Source organism: Pseudonocardia alaniniphila (assembly GCF_022524485.1).
GTDB classification, from domain to species: Bacteria; Actinomycetota; Actinomycetes; order Mycobacteriales; family Pseudonocardiaceae; genus Pseudonocardia; species Pseudonocardia alaniniphila.
On record NZ_JAKXMK010000032.1, the window covers coordinates 12,453 to 27,294 of the forward strand.

The 14,842-nt window shown below is 71.5% G+C and carries 11 protein-coding genes; 6 read left to right on the plus strand and 5 right to left on the minus strand.

Annotated features, from left to right (window positions below; translation table 11 throughout):
* Nucleotides 1-3: 3 nt before the first annotated feature.
* Both MMF94_RS32055 and MMF94_RS32060 read right to left on the minus strand, forming a co-directional pair.
* Nucleotides 4-660: a potassium channel family protein gene (locus tag MMF94_RS32055; RefSeq protein ID WP_241041168.1), complete on the minus strand. Its 657-nt coding sequence runs from the start codon at nt 658-660 to the stop codon at nt 4-6.
* Between the two features lie 5 nt (nt 661-665).
* Nucleotides 666-1,328, minus strand: coding sequence for a potassium channel family protein (locus MMF94_RS32060; protein WP_241041169.1), 663 nt, complete (start codon nt 1,326-1,328; stop codon nt 666-668).
* Nucleotides 1,329-1,398: 70 nt separating this feature from the next.
* On the opposite strand from MMF94_RS32060, the gene MMF94_RS32065 reads away from it, so the two are divergent.
* The 3 genes from MMF94_RS32065 (at nt 1,399) to MMF94_RS32075 (ending at nt 5,590) form a co-directional block, all read left to right on the plus strand.
* Nucleotides 1,399-3,480, plus strand: a complete 2,082-nt coding sequence (locus tag MMF94_RS32065; RefSeq protein WP_241041170.1) for an APC family permease — start codon at nt 1,399-1,401, stop codon at nt 3,478-3,480.
* A complete protein-coding gene (locus MMF94_RS32070; RefSeq protein ID WP_241041171.1) occupies nt 3,477-4,649 on the plus strand; it encodes a class I SAM-dependent RNA methyltransferase in 1,173 nt (390 codons plus the stop codon). The genes MMF94_RS32065 and MMF94_RS32070 overlap by 4 nt, the downstream gene beginning before the upstream one ends.
* A gap of 80 nt (nt 4,650-4,729) precedes the next feature.
* A complete protein-coding gene (locus MMF94_RS32075; RefSeq protein ID WP_241041172.1) occupies nt 4,730-5,590 on the plus strand; it encodes an HTD2 family dehydratase in 861 nt (286 codons plus the stop codon).
* A gap of 91 nt (nt 5,591-5,681) precedes the next feature.
* Here the strand turns inward: MMF94_RS32075 and MMF94_RS32080 are convergent, their stop codons facing one another.
* The 3 genes from MMF94_RS32080 to MMF94_RS32090 all read right to left on the minus strand — a co-directional run bounded on the left by MMF94_RS32080 (nt 5,682) and on the right by MMF94_RS32090 (nt 10,150).
* Entirely contained in the window at nt 5,682-6,494 is an 813-nt protein-coding gene (locus MMF94_RS32080) for an alpha/beta fold hydrolase (RefSeq protein ID WP_241041173.1), read from the minus strand.
* A gap of 138 nt (nt 6,495-6,632) precedes the next feature.
* Nucleotides 6,633-8,582, minus strand: coding sequence for a primary-amine oxidase (locus tag MMF94_RS32085; protein WP_241041174.1), 1,950 nt, complete (start codon nt 8,580-8,582; stop codon nt 6,633-6,635).
* On the minus strand, nt 8,579-10,150 hold the full coding sequence (locus MMF94_RS32090; RefSeq protein ID WP_241041175.1) for an APC family permease: 1,572 nt from the start codon (nt 10,148-10,150) through the stop codon (nt 8,579-8,581). The genes MMF94_RS32085 and MMF94_RS32090 overlap by 4 nt, the downstream gene beginning before the upstream one ends.
* A gap of 219 nt (nt 10,151-10,369) precedes the next feature.
* Here MMF94_RS32090 and MMF94_RS32095 point away from each other — a divergent pair, with 219 nt between their 5' ends.
* The 3 genes from MMF94_RS32095 (at nt 10,370) to MMF94_RS32105 (ending at nt 14,716) form a co-directional block, all read left to right on the plus strand.
* Nucleotides 10,370-11,038 carry an RNA polymerase sigma factor gene (locus tag MMF94_RS32095; RefSeq protein ID WP_241041176.1) on the plus strand — a complete coding sequence of 223 codons (669 nt, stop codon included), beginning with the start codon at nt 10,370-10,372 and terminating at the stop codon, nt 11,036-11,038.
* Nucleotides 11,035-12,147, plus strand: coding sequence for a CU044_5270 family protein (locus MMF94_RS32100; RefSeq protein ID WP_241041177.1), 1,113 nt, complete (start codon nt 11,035-11,037; stop codon nt 12,145-12,147). The genes MMF94_RS32095 and MMF94_RS32100 overlap by 4 nt, the downstream gene beginning before the upstream one ends.
* A gap of 82 nt (nt 12,148-12,229) precedes the next feature.
* Nucleotides 12,230-14,716 carry a Tex family protein gene (locus MMF94_RS32105; RefSeq protein ID WP_241041178.1) on the plus strand — a complete coding sequence of 829 codons (2,487 nt, stop codon included), beginning with the start codon at nt 12,230-12,232 and terminating at the stop codon, nt 14,714-14,716.
* Nucleotides 14,717-14,842: the final 126 nt, after the last annotated feature.

The window sequence follows — 14,842 nt, forward strand, 5'->3', positions numbered from 1 at the left end:
GCACTAGTAGCCCAGCGCCGCGCGGATGTCCTCCTCCACCGCGGACGTGGCCACGAACAGCAGTTCGTCGCCCCCCTCCAGCGCATCGTCGGCCTGCGGCACGATCACGCGGCCGCCGCGCAGGATCACCACCAGGGCCGAGTCGGGGGGCAGCTTCAACGACCGCACCGGCTGGCCTGCCAGTGGCGTGTCCGGGGTGAGCGTGACCTCCACCAGGTTGGCCTGCCCCTGGCGGAACGTGAGCAGCCGCACGAGGTCGCCGACCGCCACCGCCTCCTCCACCAGCGCGGCCAGCAGGCGCGGGGTGGACACGGCGACGTCGACGCCCCAGTTGTCGCTGAACAGCCACTCGTTACGAGGGTCGTTCACCCTGGCGACGACCCTGCGCACGGCGAACTCGGTCTTCGCGAGCAGCGAGACCACCACGTTGACCTTGTCGTCACCGGTGGCGGCGATCACGACGTCGCAGCTCTCCAGGCCTGCCTCTTCGAGGGAGGCGAGCTCGCACGCGTCGGCGTGCACCCACTCGGCACCTTCGACGGACTCGGGCTCGATGTTGGCGAGCTCGCGCTCGATGAGCATCACCTGGTGCTTGCTCTCCAGCAGTTCCAGGGCGATCGAACGGCCGACGGCGCCGGCTCCCGCAATCGCGATGCGCATCGTCCTCATACCTCCTGCGGCGGAGCAGCCGCAGCCGCCGTGACGTCGCTGACCGTGCCGGAGACGGCGGCGACGTAGACCGTGTCCTCAGCCTGCACCGCCGTGTCCCCCTTCGGGAGCACTCCCGTGCCGAAGCGCACGATGAAGGCCACGCGGGACCCGGTGGCCGCTTCGAGCTCGCGTACCGGCCTGCCGACCCAGTCCTCGTGGACGGGCAGGGGCAGGATCGCGACGGTGCCGGTGGGCTCGCGCCACGCCGACGCCACGCCGTCGGGAAGCAGCATCCGCATCAACCGGTCGGTGCTCCACGGGACCGTGGCCACGGTGGGGATGCCCAGCCGTTCGTAGACGGCGGCCCGCTTGGCGTCGTAGATACGGGCGACCACGCGCTCGATCCCGAACGTCTCGCGGGCCACGCGCGCGGAGATGATGTTGGAGTTGTCCCCGCTGGACACCGCCGCGAACGCGTCGGCCCGCTCCACCCCTGCCTGGATGAGGACGTCGCGGTGGTAGCCCTCGCCGACCACCTGCTTGCCACGGAAGTCGGGGCTGAGCCGGCGGAACGCCTGACGGTCGTGGTCGATCACCGCGACCTCGTGCCCGAGGCGTTCGAGCCCGTTCGACAGCGAGGACCCGACGCGACCGCACCCCATGATGACGACGTACAACGCAAGCCTCCCCGGATCGCGGAAGGAACGCTATCGCGTGGCCGCGTGGTCCACCGCATAGGCTTTGTACGTGTCCAAGCTCGGCGTCGCCGTCAAGCGCGTCCTTGTCGGGAGGCCGCAGCGCAGCGACCGCCTTGCCCATACGCTCCTACCGAAGCGCATCGCGCTGCCCGTCTTCGCCTCCGACGCCATGTCATCGGTCGCGTACGCGCCGGAAGAGATCTTCCTGACGTTGTCCGCGGCGGGTGTCGCCGCGTACGCCTTCGCCCCCTGGGTCGGCCTCGCCGTCGTCGTCGTCCTGCTCACCGTCGTCACGAGCTACCGGCAGAACGTGCACGCCTATCCGTCGGGCGGCGGCGACTACGAGGTGGCCACGGTCAACCTCGGGCCCAAGGCCGGGCTGACGGTGGCGAGCGCCCTGCTCGTCGACTACACGCTCACGGTGGCGGTGTCGATCTCGTCGGCAGCGGCGAACATCGGCGCACTCGTGCCGTTCGTGGGCGAACACAGGGTGCAGTTCGCCGTGGTGGCGATCCTGATCCTCACGGCCGTCAACCTGAGAGGCGTCCGGGAGTCCGGGGCGGCCTTCGCGATCCCCACCTACGCCTTCATCTTCGGCGTCGGCGCGATGATCATCTGGGGGCTGACGCGGATCCTGCTGCTCGGGGAGAACCTGGAAGCCCCCAGCGCGAACCTGCACCTGGTGGCGGAGGGCGATGCGTTCACGGGCCTCGCGCTCGTGCTCCTGGTGCTGCGCTCCTTCACCCAGGGCGCCGCGGCGCTCACCGGAGTGGAGGCGATCAGCAACGGCGTGCCCGCGTTCCGCAAGCCGAAGTCGCGCAACGCCGCCACCACCCTGCTGCTCCTCGGCACCATCTCGGTGGCCATGTTCTCCGGCATCATCGCGCTCGCGGTGCTCACCCACGCGAAGATCGCCGAGTTCCCCGCCACACAGTTCGCCGACGCGCCGCCCGGCTACACCCAGGAGACGCTGGTCGCGCAGCTCGCCGAGGTGGTGTTCAGCAACTTCGCTCCCGGGTTCTTCTTCGTGGTCCTCGTCACCGCACTGATCCTCGTGCTGGCTGCCAACACCGCCTACAACGGCTTCCCCGTGCTGGGCTCGATCCTGTCGCAGGACCGCTACCTGCCGCGGCAGCTGCACACCCGCGGCGACCGGCTCGCGTTCTCCAACGGCATCCTGGTGCTGGCGGGCGTCGCGATCGTGCTGGTCGTCGGGTTCCAGGCCGACGTCACCCGGCTGATCGCGCTCTACACGGTGGGCGTCTTCACCTCGTTCACCCTCAGCCAGTTCGGGATGCTGCGGCACTGGAACCGGCTGCTCGCCACCGAGACCGAGCCCGCGATGCGCCGCAAGATGCGTCGCTCGCAGGCCATCAACGGGTTCGGTGCGGCGATGACCGGCACGGTGCTCGTGATCGTGCTCATCACGAAGTTCACCCGTGGCGCCTGGATCGCGATCGCGGGCATGGCCGTGTTCTTCGTTCTGATGCAGGCCATCCGACGCCACTACGACCGGGTCTCCGAGGAGCTCCAGGCAGGCGAGACCGACGCCGTGCTGCCCTCGCGCAACCACGCCATCGTGCTGGTCTCCACGCTGCACAAGCCCACGCTGCGGGCCGTCGCCTACGCGCGGGCCACCCGGCCCGACGTGCTGGAGGCGGTCACCGTCAACGTCGACGACAGCGATACGAAGAAGCTGATGCGCGACTGGGAGAAACGCAAGTTGCCGGTGCCGCTCAAGGTGGTCGAGTCGCCCTATCGCGAGATCACCAAGCCCGTGCTCGACTACGTCAAGCGGATCCGCTCGGACAACCCGCGCGACGTGGTCACCGTCTACATCCCCGAGTACGTGGTGGGGCACTGGTGGGAGCAGATCCTGCACAACCAGAGCGCGCTCCGGCTCAAGGGCAGGCTGCTGTTCCAGCCCGGGGTGATGGTCACGAGCGTGCCGTGGCAGCTGGAGTCCTCCGAGCGCGTCAAGCGCCGTCCCGAGACACCGCCCGGCTCCACCCGGCGCGGCTACGTGGCCGTGCCGCCGAGCGACGACACCCCGTCGGCCGCGTCGCCCGCGACGCTGCCCGAGCCCGCCGCGCCCTCCGCACCCGCGGAGCCGGCTCGTCGACGCCTATGAGCAGCGCGACGGCGCTCGGGACGGACTGGACCGACCGCATCCTCGAACTCGAAGTGGGACCGATCGCCCACGGCGGCCACTGCGTCGCGCGTTCGGACGGCCGTGTGGTGTTCGTCCGGCATGCGCTGCCGGGAGAGCGCGTGCTGGCCGTGGTGAACGAGGACGGTGGCGGCTCGTTCTGCCGCGCGGACGTCGTGGAGGTGCTGGAGGCGTCGCCGTTCCGCGTCGAGGCCCCGTGCTCGTGGGCCCGTGCCGGTGGGTGCGGCGGGTGCGACCTGCAGCACGCCGACCCCGCCGCGCAACGCTCCCTCAAGGCCGACGTCCTGGCCGAGCAGCTGCGCCGGCTCGCCGGCATCGAGCGGCGGGTCCCCGTCGAGGAGCTACCCGGGGGGCCGCTGGGCTGGCGGCACCGGGTCCGCCTCGCCGTCGACGAGCAGGGGCGGGCCGGGCTGCGCGCGCACCGCAGCCACGACGTGCTGCCCATCGCGGACTGCCCGCTCACACCGCCCGGAACCCTGCCGCCCGTGCTCGAGCACGGCTTCGAACCGGCCACAGAGGTCGAGGTCGCGGTGGACGCCGACGGGCTGGTCCACGCCGGGGACGACGGTCCGGTGATCCAGCGGGCCGCAGGCCGGCGCTGGGAGCTCTCGCCCGGCGTGTTCTGGCAGGTCCACCCGGCGCTCCCGGACACCCTCGCCGCCGTGGTGGGCGAGTGGGCGCACGCGCCGCGGGGCGGCATCGCATGGGACCTCTACGGCGGCGTCGGGCTCTTCGCCTCCGTGCTGGCCGATCAGGTCGGACCCAACGGCATGGTCACGGTGGTGGAGTCCTCACGGCAGGCCGTCGCCGACGGGAAGGCTGCTCTCGCCGACCTGCCCCAGGTGGGATGGCGGGTGGGCCGGGTCGAGCGGGTCCTGGGCAGCCTGGGGCCGCGTCCGGACGTCGTGGTCGCCGACCCGCCGCGCCGCGGGCTCGGCCGTGAGCTGGTCGACGCGCTGTGCGCCCGGGCTCCCGACCGTGTGGTGCACGTGGCATGCGATCCCGCCGCGCTGGCCCGGGACGTGGCGCTCTTCGCCGAGCGCGGATTCCGCCTTGCGGAGCTGCGCGCGTTCGACGCGTTTCCGATGACGCACCACTTCGAGTGCGTGGCGCTGCTGGTGCGCGACTGACTCTTTCCTCGGCCGTCGTGTCCGGCTCGCCGCGATCACGTGGGTGGCCCGCTCGGCGGCCGATCGGCGAGGATCGGGACGTGGACCTCGCTGAGCACCTGACCGGATGGGCGCCCGAGCCCGTCGAGACCACGGCGCGCATCGACGCCTGGCCCTCCGAGGCGTTCGCCGCCCTGCTGGACCAGCCGATCCCCGTGGGCAAGGCCGGTGACCCACTGCCTCCGCTGTGGCACGGGTTCCACCTGCTCGACCACCCCGCGCAGGCCGACCTCGGCGAGGACGGTCACCCTGCTCACGGCCGGTTCCTGCCGCCGTTGCCGCACCGCCGCCGCATGTTCGCGGGCGGCCGGCTGGACGTGCGGGAGCCGCTGCGCGTCGACGACGTGGTCACCCGCCGGTCGTCCCTGGTGTCGGCCGTCCCCAAGAGCGGGCGCAGCGGGGAGATGGTCTTCGTGACGGTGCGCCACGAGTTCGAGCGCGACGGTGCGCTCGCGCTGGTGGAGGAGCAGGACTTCGCCTACCGCTCCCAAGCGGCCGGTGAGGCCCGCGGGCTGCCGGAGAAGGCCCCGGCCGCGAGCGAGGCCGCTGATGCCCCGCCGGAGGGCCGGCGGCTGCGGGTGGACCCGGACGAGGCGATGCTCTTCCGCTTCAGCGCGTTGACCTACAACACCCACCGCATCCACTACGACCACCCCTACGTCACCGGGGTCGAGGGCTACCCCGGCCTCGTCGTGCACGGGCCCCTGCTCGCGCTGCTCCTGCTGGAACTGCCCCGGCGATTCGCCCCGGAACGGCAGGTCAGGACGTTCTCCTACCGGCTGCAGCGGCCCGCGTTCGCCGGCACGCCCGTGGTCGCCGACAGCACGCCGGACGGAACGCAGCTGACCGCCGGGGTGGCGGGGCAGCCGCCGTCCGCCTCGGGCACGGTCACCTTCGCCTGACGGGGCGGGCCGCGACATGGACACGTGTCGCTGTCCGACGGCCCGGGGTTGAGCGAGGTGTGTCCATGTCGCGCAGGTGGAGTGCCCCCGGTCAGGCCCCGCGGAGGAAGGAGCGCACCACGTCTGCGACGAGGGTGGGCGCGGTGGCATGGGCGAAGTGCTCCTGGCCGGGAAGCTCGACGAGCGTGGCGTGGGGCAGGCGTTCGGTGAGGAACCGCGTGGCATCGACGTGGTGCTGTGCCGTGTCGGAGCCGAGCAGCAGCAAGGTGGGCTGCCGGATCGTCGTGAACCTGTCGACGTCGCCTGCCAGCCCGTCGACGACCCGCAGTTCGCGCTCCAGCGTGGGGGCGAGCGCGACCATCTCGGCCCACATCGTGGTCTGCCGCAAGGCATCGACGTCGGCCTCCGGCGTGTGCACGATGTCGGTCAGCATGATCGACAGCACCCGCTCGTTCTCACCGGCCGCGACAGCCGCGGCGAGAGGAGCGAGCGCGGTGCCGAGGAACGACCCGTTCACCGGCAGCGGGGGCTCGTACAGCACCAGCGCCGAGACACCGGCCCCCGCCGCGACGGTCGCCGCCGCGGTGATCGCGCCGTAGGAGTGCCCGAGCACCGTGGCCCCGGGCCCGGCCACGGCGAGGACGGCCTCGAGGTCGGCCACCTCGGTGCTCAGGTCGTAAGCCTCGGCGTCACCGCTCAGGCCGCGGCCCCGGCGGTCGACGAGCAGCATCGTGTACTCGTCGGCGAGAGCGTGGGCGACGGGAAGCCACTGCTCGCCGGTGGCGATCGCGCCGTGCATGACGACGATCGCAGGACCGCTGCCGAGCTGCCGCCACCCGATGGTGGTGCCGTCGGAGGACGTGGCGTGCCTGATCGTGATCGTTGCCGGCGCGTCCTGTGCCATGACCGCGACGCTAACCCCGCCCCCGGCGCCGGGGACCCGCGAAGTCGCCCCGGTCACGTGCCTTCGAGTCACAGGTCGCGGCCCTGCCGTCGCCGAGTGCCCCCGCGCTCTCGCCCGGGGACACTCGGCGGTGGCTGGTCAGCTGTGGCAGTGGGGCGTGGTCGGCGGGAGGTCCAGGGCGGGGTTGCCGTCGAAGAACCCGGTGGGCTTGAGCATGAAGCCCACCGTGCTGACCGGCATCACCGGCCAGTCCTCCGGTCGCACGACGTGGTGGGCCCCGAACGTGTACCAGACCACCACGTCCGTGCCCTCCAGCGGACGGTCGCCCGCCCCGTACACGGGCAGTCCCTGGCCGCCCGGGTGCTGGGCGGGGTAGTCGCCCGCAGCGAAGCGCTGCGAGTCGTCGTGGGCGGTGACCCACAGCTGGTGCTCCGTGAACCCGGACCGCGGGGCGTAGAGCGCGTCGGGCGAGTACATCGGGGGCACGTTCGATCCCGGCATCAGCGCGTAGGCCGTGGGCGCGCCGAGAGCGGAGGTCTTCTCGGCGCTCTCGATCCGCCAGTGCCGCGCCCGCGCCGCGTCGGTGTCGCGTTTCGCGACCGACTCGCTCGCGAGCACGGTGCGCTGCACCTCCCAGGCGTTGCCGTGCGGGTTGTCCGGGCCTGGTGGGCTCGGTGCCGAGTCGATCTCGACCACGGTGTTGGCGCGCCCGTCCACGCTCATGTCGAGCCGCACGCAGAAGAAGTGCTGGTGGTTCGGCCCGTAGAGGCCCGGGGCGACGAGCGTGCCGTGCTTGGGTGTCTCGCCCGGCGCGATGGCCCCCGTGGAGATGACGCCACTGAGCTTGATCTCGTACTCGATCAGCCCGTCGTTGTAGAGGTACCAGAAGTACCCGTACTCGTAGTTCCCGACGGTGACGATCGTGGAGATCACCAGGCGCCGCCTGCGCCGCACCTGCACCGCGCCGGTGCGGAAGTCGGTGTGCTTCCAGGCGATGCCCGCGTCCTCCTCGTGCATGCAGACGGCGTTGTTGATCGTGACCGGGGCGCCGTCGTTGTCGTTGACGACCGCGTCGAAGTACTCGATGTGCCCCACGCAGTCGCAGCCGAGCGTCAGCTGGTTCGCCAGCCAGCCCACGCCGTACTCGCCCTGGTCGAACACGTTCTTGAAGCGGTGCGTCGGTGCCGGGTCCCCGTAGGGCACGTACATCTCGGCGAGCGAGGCCCGGTAGACGATCGGTCGTCCGTCATAGCCGACCTGGTGCAGCACCAGTCCCTCGCGCGGGGTGAAGCCGATCCGCAGCTGCCATTTCTGCCAGGCGACCGCGTGCCCGTCCACCGTGAAGCTCGGGCCCTCCGGCTGCGTGATCTCGATCGGCTTGACGTCGTCGCGGTAAGCCTCGACAGCGGGGACGTTGCCCGGCTCGAAGATCCACGGCTCCTCGTAGTTGCCCGGCGCCTCGGGGATCGGGACGACGCCGTGGTCGTTGACCTCGATCACCTCGCCTGCGTCGAGGTCCACCACCACGACCAGGCCCTCGACGGGCCGGGCGTACCCGTGCTCGCCCGGCGCCGAGCGCACCCAGGTCAGCGGACGCGCGATCCGGCGCACGGACGGGTGGTCCTGCGGGCCCGTCCAGCTCGACGCCCACGGGTCGATCATGGTGAGCGAGAAGTCCTCGACGCCGCGCAGCCGCATGGCCTCCTGCCAGCGCGGGTCGGCCTGCACGATCTTCTCGCAGGACTCGAACTCCTCCGCCATCATCGGCGCCTGCACGCCCTCGATGGCCTCGAAGGACAGGACCGCCTCGTCGGTGAGCGAGACGACCGCCTCGTACGTGGTGCGTTCGCCGCGCTCGTAGAGCACGATGTGCGCTTCCCGTGGTAGCGGCTCGTCGCCGGGAGACCAGTCGAACACCGCGGCCTTCGACGGTTCGTGCAGCGTGACGAACACGAACCTGGTCGTCCCCGTCATCCCCCTGGCGCTGCGCAGCACCTGGACGGCGGCAGTGACTTCGTCGCCGGTGAGCGGCTCCAGCGGATGGCCCGTGCTGGTTGGGGCGACGGTATGGTCCTCGACGGCGGTCATGCTGTGGCTCCCTGCGGTGTGTCGGATGGGGCGTCCACGCTTTCGGCGACCTCGAACTGGCCGATCCGGGAGTACCTCGTGGGATAGCGGCTGCGCAAGACCACGGCCACTGCCATTCCCGCGAGGAATACCGCGAGCACCACCCACGGCAGCAGCCTGATGTAGGTGGCGTCGCCCGCGCCGGCCAGGTCATAGCGGTTGACGACGAGCAGTACGCACGCCCCCGCCATGGCCGTGAAACCGAGTATCGGGGCGACGAGCGTGGACCACCAGCGGAACTCGGAACGGGCGGCGGTGAGGAAGTAGCGGATGATCGCGATGGAGACCAGCGCCTGCACCGCGAGGATCCCCAGCACACCGAGCAGGGGCGACCACGTGCCGAGCTTGAGCAGCGCACCCTCGTTGCTGGGGTCGTAGATCACGAACGCGAGGCAGTAGAGCCCGACGAGCACCGTCACGGTCATCGCGGCGATCACGGGGCTGCGCCGCGAGGACGTACGGGCGAGAGCGCTCGGCAGCACCCCCTCGCGGCCGAGCGCGAACAGGTAGCGGGCGCTGGTGTTGTAGAAGGCCATCGCGCAGGCGAACGAGCCGGTGACGATGAGGATCTCCATGAGCACGGTGGCCCACGACCCGACGTAGCGGTCGGTGAGCGGGTAGAACGCCGACGCCGTCTCGCCCGCGTACTGCGCCTTGATCGCCTCGGCCGAGCCGTTCAGGCCCCAGCCGGTGACGAACACGTAGGAGATGACGGTGTAGAACACGCCGAGCCCGATGACCGACCCGTACGTCGCGGCCTTCGCGATCCGGTGCGGGTCGCGGGTCTCCTCGGCGTAGTTCGGGGCCATCTCGAAGCCCACCCACGACCAGAACGCCGCGAACAGCGCGACGCCGGCGGCGCCGGTGCCGAAGACCTGGATCGCCGCGGAGTTGCCGAAGATGTTCACCGGGTTCAGCGGGGCGACCGAGAACCCCTCGGCGCCACCGGCGGCGAACACTCCGACGGCCAGCACGATCAGCACCAGCAGCTCGGCGATGAGCGCCACACCGAGCACCTTGGCCGTCAGCTCGATGTGGAAGACGGCGAAGAGACTCATCAGCGCGAGCCCGACGATCATGTAGGCCCAGGCCGGGAGGGCCACTCCGGTGAGGCTCTCGACCGTGGTGGAGGCGAAGTAGCCCATGGTCCCGGTCACCGCGGCGGCGAACACCATGTAGCAGATCGCGATGAGCAGCCCGGATCCCAGGCCGACCACGCGGCCGAGGCCGCGGGTGACGAACGTGTAGAACCCGCCGGCTGAGGTGACGCGGCGGCACATCGCGATGTAGCCGACCGAGAAGATCGTCAGGGCGACGGTGGCGACGATGAACGCGGCGGGGGAGGCGTACCCGCCGCCGAGCGTGGCGACGGGGACGTTGAACAACATCGCGGCCAGTGGCGCGGCACCGGTGACGATGCAGAAGAGCACGGAGGGCAGGCCGAGTACTCCGTCGGCGAGGCGGCCCGGAGCGGTGGTCTCGGGGGGTGCGGCGCCGGCGACCGTGCCGGCGGGCGGTGCGGCGGTCATGAGCGGCTCCCGGAGGTCTAGGGGTGCAGTCGCGGGTCGAGCCCTGTGGGTCTCGAACGAGCGTGAGTGGCGCTCGTGTCATCTGCGTCACATCCGTATGACATGACCTTCGCCCGGGATTCGCGATCTCCGCAAGGGCTGTTGACCACGTTCCGCACTGCGTATCGACGCACGATGGGACGACGGGAACCGGATCCGGCACATCGGGCAAGGAGAGGTGTGACCGCACCCCGGCTCGTAGGAAACGATCCACCGCAGCCGCCCCCGCTCCGGCTCGTCCCGTCCGAGGAGGACGTCTCGCAGAACCCGCAACCGGCTGTCGCGGACGACAGCGCCGTGCTCGTCGCGTCGCTGGCCCGGCCTGATGAGTTCGCGCTGATCTTCGACCGGCACGCAGCCGCCATCCGCAGCTACTGCGCCCGCCGCGTCGGCGCGAGCACGGCAGAGGACCTGGTCGCAGAGGTCTTCCTGACCGCGTTCGAGCAGCGCGGCCGGTTCGATCCCGCTCGGGCCGTCGTGCCATGGCTCTTCGGGATAGCGACCAACCTGCTGCGCCGCTTCCACCGCCAGGAACAGCGCGGCTTCCGCGCCATCGCCCGCACCGGGCGCGACCCCGTCATGGAGGGCATGGCCGAGCGCATCGCCGAACGGGTTGACGCCGGCCGGTTCTCCCGCGAACTGGCCGCCGCGCTCGCCGCGATGCCCGGCACGGAGCGCGACGTCCTGCTGCTGTTCGCGTGGGCCGACCTCGGCTACGCCGAGATCGCCGAGGCACTGAGCATCCCCGTCGGGACTGTCCGCTCCCGGCTGAGCAGGGGCCGCGCGCGGCTCCGTTCGGCACTTCCGGCGCAGTCCGACCCGCACAGCGAGAAGAAGGAGACACCGTGAACGAGATCGAGCTTCTCGCCGGGATGCGGGCGGAGACACCCGAGGACCCTGAGGCGTTGGCGCGCGCCCGGCAGCGGCTGCTGCAGCGAGCCGCTGACCCGGCCGTGAGGCGCGCACGTCCACAGCAGGCACAGCGGCGGTGGGTGTGGCCCTTGGCGGGTGTGGGAGGCCTCGCCGCCGCCGGGCTCGTGGTCACCGTGGTCCTCGGGGGCATCACGCCGGCCGCGCCGGTCGTGAACGCGCCGGTCGGTGCCGTTCAGCCCGGCGGGCAGAACATCCTCCTGGTGGCCGCGGAGCGGGCGGAGGACGCCGCGCCGGGAAGTGGCCGGTACTGGGTCAACCGGACCGAGTCGGGAGTGATCAGCGAGGTCGGTCCGGCGGACAACCGGTACCGGGTGGTCGAGCGTGGCCGGGCCGAGACCTGGGTCGCGCAGGCGCCCGACGGGACGAGCTGGTGGATCAGCCAGTCGCTCGGCGCGCGGCCCTTGGGGCCGGCCGACCGTGCCGCGTGGCAGCGGGACGGCGAGCCGGACAGCTGGACGGTTGACGCGCCTGCCGGCAAGCGCGGCTCGCTGGAGATCTCGGCTGCCGAACGCCCGCCGTTCGGCAATCCCATCGGTACCGGCTCGGAGTCGTTCGCCCTCGGGGACCGCAACGTCACCCAGCAGGAGATCGACGCGCTTCCCACCGATCCCGCTCAGCTGCGGTCCGCACTGCTCGACCGGTTCCACGGCGGCGGCGGTGACATGCCCACCGACCAGGATCGCTGGCTCTTCGCCGTCGGCAGCAACATCATCACGGACATGCCTGTCAGCCCAGGAGTGCGGGCGGCGGCCTACCGGATGCTCGACGACCTGTCCGGGGTGCGGGACCTCGGTTCTGTGCAGGACGCACAGGGGCGTACCGGCCAGGCCGTGGCGGTGATCGACGAGAGCCGCAACGGGACGTTCGAGTCGCGCCTGATCATCGACCCCGACTCCGGCAGACCGCTTGCCCGGGAGACCCGGCTGGTGCAACCGGACGGGAGCGCCGAACTGACCAACTACGAGCTCGTGGTCGGCACCGGGTACACCGACGACTCGCCGCCACCCGTGCCTGCCCCCCGGTAGACCGTGACCGGAGGTGACCGGCCGCTGTGACAAGGGCGACCCCCGCGCGGACGTGCGCGGGGGCGCCCGCGACGATGTTCCCGTGACAGGCACGCAGTCTCCGTCGACAACCCCGGTCCACTCGATCCAGCAGCGCATCGCCGACGAGCTCGGCGTGCGGACCCACCAAGTGGCCGCGGCCGTCGACCTGCTCGACGGTGGCGCCACCGTCCCGTTCGTCGCCCGGTACCGCAAGGAGGCCACCGGGGCCCTCGATGACACGCAGCTGCGCACGCTCGAGGAGCGCCTGCGTTACCTGCGCGAGCTGGAGGAACGCCGCACGGTGGTCCTCGACGAGATCCGCAAGCAGGGCAAGCTGGACGAGGCGCTCGAGGCGCGGATCATGGCGGCAGAGTCGAAGGCCCGCCTCGAGGACATCTACCTGCCCTACAAGCCCAAGCGCCGCACCAAGGCGATGATCGCGCGCGAAGCCGGGCTGGAGCCGCTGGCCGACACCCTGCTCGCCGACCCCTCGCAGGACCCGTCCACCGTCGCGGCCGGGTTCGTCAACGAGCAGGTCGCCGACGCGGCCGCCGCGCTGGAGGGCGCCAGGTCGATCCTCGTCGAGCGCTTCGCCGAGGACGCCGACCTGATCGGTGGCCTCCGCGAGCGGATGTGGACGCGAGGGCGCCTGGTCACGAAGGTCCGCGAGGGCAAGGAGACCGAGGGCGCGAAGTTCGCCGACTACTTCGACTTCACCGAGCCGTTCACGAAGCTCCCGTCGCATCGCATCCTGGCCGCGTTCCGCGGTGAGAAGGAGGAGGTGCTCGACGTCTCCCTGGAGCCCGACGACGGATCCGAGGAGCCGGTGCCCGGCGCCGTCACCGACTACGAGCGCACGATCGCCGTCGCGTTCGGCGTCTCCGACCAGGGCAGGCCGGCCGACAAGTGGCTCGGCGACGCCGTGCGCTGGGCCTGGCGCACGCGGATCCTGCTGCACCTGGGCATCGACATCCGGGTGCGGCTGCGCACCGTCGCCGAGGAGGGCGCCATCGGCGTCTTCGCGTCCAACCTGCGCGACCTCCTGCTCGCCGCTCCCGCGGGCAGCCGCGCGACCATGGGGCTGGACCCGGGCCTGCGCACCGGCGTGAAGGTGGCCGTCGTCGACGCCACGGGCAAGGTCGTTGCCACCGACACGATCTACCCGCACGAGCCGCGGCGTGACTGGAACGGCGCGCTCGCCACCCTCACGAAGCTCGCCGCCGCACACGACGTCGACCTCGTCGCGATCGGCAACGGCACCGCCTCGCGGGAGACCGACCAGCTCGCCCGGGAGCTCGCGGCGAAGAACCCCGGCCTCAAGCTGACCCCGGTCGTCGTCAGCGAGGCAGGCGCCTCCGTGTACTCGGCGTCGGCCTTCGCCTCGGCCGAGCTGCCCGGACTCGACGTCTCGCTGCGCGGGGCCGTGTCGATCGCACGGCGGCTGCAGGACCCACTCGCCGAGCTCGTGAAGATCGACCCGAAGTCGATCGGCGTCGGCCAGTACCAGCACGACCTGCCCGAGTCGTCGCTCTCCCGCTCGCTCGACGCGGTGGTCGAGGACTGTGTGAACGCGGTCGGCGTCGACGTGAACACCGCGTCGGTACCCCTTCTGCGCCGGGTCTCCGGGATCACCGAGGGTCTGGCAACCCAGATCGTGCAGCACCGCGACACCAACGGGCCCTTCCGCACCCGCCGCGCCCTGGCCGACGTGCCGCGGCTCGGCCCGAAGGCGTTCGAGCAGTGCGCGGGCTTCCTGCGGATCCGCGACGGCGAGGACCCCCTCGACGTCTCGGGTGTGCACCCGGAGTCCTACCCCGTCGTGCACCGGATCCTGCAGCGGGCGAAGACCGACATCGCGACGTTGATCGGCAACGCCCAGAAGATCAAGTCACTGCGCCCGCACGACTTCGTCGACGGGACGTTCGGCCTCCCGACCGTCACCGACATCCTCACGGAGTTGGAGAAGCCCGGCCGCGACCCGCGCCCGGAGTTCCGCACCGCCACGTTCGCCGAGGGCGTCCACAAGATCGCCGACCTGCGGCCGGGGATGCTGCTGGAGGGCCAGGTCACCAACGTCGCCGCGTTCGGTGCGTTCGTCGACGTGGGCGTCCACCAGGACGGACTCGTGCACGTGTCGGCGATGTCGAAGAACTTCGTGAGCGACCCGCGCGAGGTCGTCAAGTCCGGGGACGTCGTGCGCGTCAAGGTGCTGGAGGTCGACGAGGCGCGCAAGCGGATCTCGCTGACCCTCCGCCTCGACGACGAGGTGAGCCCCAAGCAGCCGCGCACCGGCGGTGATCAGAAGGGCGGCGACCGTGGCCCTCGTGACCAGAAGGGCAGGCCCCGCGACCAGAAGGGCGGACCGCGCGACCAGAAGGGCACCCAGCGAGGCGGCGACCAGCGCGGCCGCGGCGGCGACCGGCGCGGTGGGGGCGGCCGGCAGGGCGGCGGTTCGGGTGGTTCGGGCGGTTCCGGTGGGGGTCTGGCCAACAGCGCCATGGCCGACGCTCTGCGCCGCGCGGGGCTCACGGGCGACCGCAAGGACTGACACCATCCGCTGACTCGCAGGCCGGGTGCCGAGGACAACGGCACCCGGCTGTTGCGAGTTGCGAGGTACGAGCGCTCGGTGGGCCGGCCTTGTCGATCGGGAGCGCCGTTCACCCGGAAAGCCGGT

Bases quoted from the DNA above. Each gene is read 5' to 3' on its own strand.
- MMF94_RS32055 (WP_241041168.1), bottom strand. From the start codon at position 660: ATGCGCATCGCGATTGCGGGAGCCGGCGCCGTCGGCCGTTCGATCGCC.
- MMF94_RS32070 (WP_241041171.1), top strand. From the start codon at position 3,477: ATGAGCAGCGCGACGGCGCTCGGGACGGACTGGACCGACCGCATCCTC.
- MMF94_RS32080 (WP_241041173.1), bottom strand. From the start codon at position 6,494: ATGGCACAGGACGCGCCGGCAACGATCACGATCAGGCACGCCACGTCC.
- MMF94_RS32085 (WP_241041174.1), bottom strand. From the start codon at position 8,582: ATGACCGCCGTCGAGGACCATACCGTCGCCCCAACCAGCACGGGCCAT.
- MMF94_RS32090 (WP_241041175.1), bottom strand. From the start codon at position 10,150: ATGACCGCCGCACCGCCCGCCGGCACGGTCGCCGGCGCCGCACCCCCC.